This is a genomic window from Mesorhizobium sp. M1406 (genome assembly GCF_040317555.1).
Classification (GTDB): Bacteria; Pseudomonadota; Alphaproteobacteria; order Rhizobiales; family Rhizobiaceae; genus Mesorhizobium.
Genome location: NZ_JAMYKW010000165.1, coordinates 1 through 1,046, shown reverse-complemented (window position 1 = coordinate 1,046; position 1,046 = coordinate 1). Strand labels below are relative to the sequence as shown.

The 1,046-nt window shown below is 65.3% G+C and carries 1 protein-coding gene and 1 pseudogene; both read right to left on the bottom strand.

The features are described 5' to 3' along the window. Positions 1-809: alkene reductase (locus NKH03_RS34740; RefSeq protein WP_352973345.1), on the bottom strand; the 809-nt coding region annotated here is incomplete at its 3' end. A 61-nt stretch (positions 810-870) separates the two neighbouring features. Further along, positions 871-1,046, bottom strand: a pseudogene (locus tag NKH03_RS34735) (SDR family NAD(P)-dependent oxidoreductase); the annotation flags it as partial.

Sequence of the window (1,046 nt, the reverse complement as noted above, 5' to 3'; positions counted from 1 at the left end):
CCCGTGGCGCCCTCGACGACATGGATATAGACGATGCCCAAAGCGTCGAGTTGATCGACGATATAGTCGAACTGCGCCTGAGGGGCGCTGCTCGAGACGCCGTTGGCGGGCGAGACGGGCGAAATCCGGATCCCGGTTCGCTCGGCACCGATCTCCTCGATCACCGCAGCGGTAACCTCCAGCATCAGCCGGGCGCGGTTCTCGACCGATCCGCCATAAGCATCCGTGCGGACATTGGCACCGTCCTTGGCGAACTGGTCCAGCAGATAGCCGTTGGCGCCATGAATCTCGACGCCATCGAAGCCGGCCTCAATGGCGTTCGCGGCTGCTTGCCGGAAATCGTTGACGATCCCCGCAAGCTCGTCGAGCGCCAGCGCACGGGGCTCCGAAACCTCGACAAAGCCGTTGTTCACGAACGTCTTGGTCGCGGCCCGGATTGCCGAGGGCGCCACGGGCGCGGCGCCGTTCTCCTGCAGATCGACGTGCGAGACGCGGCCGACGTGCCAGAGTTGTAGAAAGATTCGCCCGCCCTTTGCGTGCACGGCGTCGGTGACCTTGCGCCAGCCGTCGATCTGGTCCTGGGTGTAGATGCCGGGCGTGTCCTGGTAGCCCTGCCCCTGCTGCGAGATCTGCGTGGCCTCGGAAATCAGCAGGCCTGCCGATGCGCGCTGGCCGTAGTACTCCGCGGCGAGATCGCCTGGAACGAAGCCCGGGCCAGCGCGATTGCGCGTCAGGGGCGCCATGACGATACGATTGGAGAGGGTCAGCGAGCCGAGGGTATAGGGCTGGAACAGCGTTTTGTTGGTCATGGGTCACCTTTGTCTGTCCCCGCTGCGGCGGGGTCGTTTATCGGAGTGGTTTCGTTGATGCTCAGGCGACCGTGCGGTACCGCTCGGCGGGGTGTTCGTTCCGATAGTTCGGAAGCATGGCCTGGCGCGCGGCTTGAAGCGCGTCCCACTGACCGGCATCGGGGAGTGGCGGGATGGTCACCGGTTCGCGGCGGTCGAAGCCGACCAGCGCCGCGTCAACCAGATCGTCCACCTCCA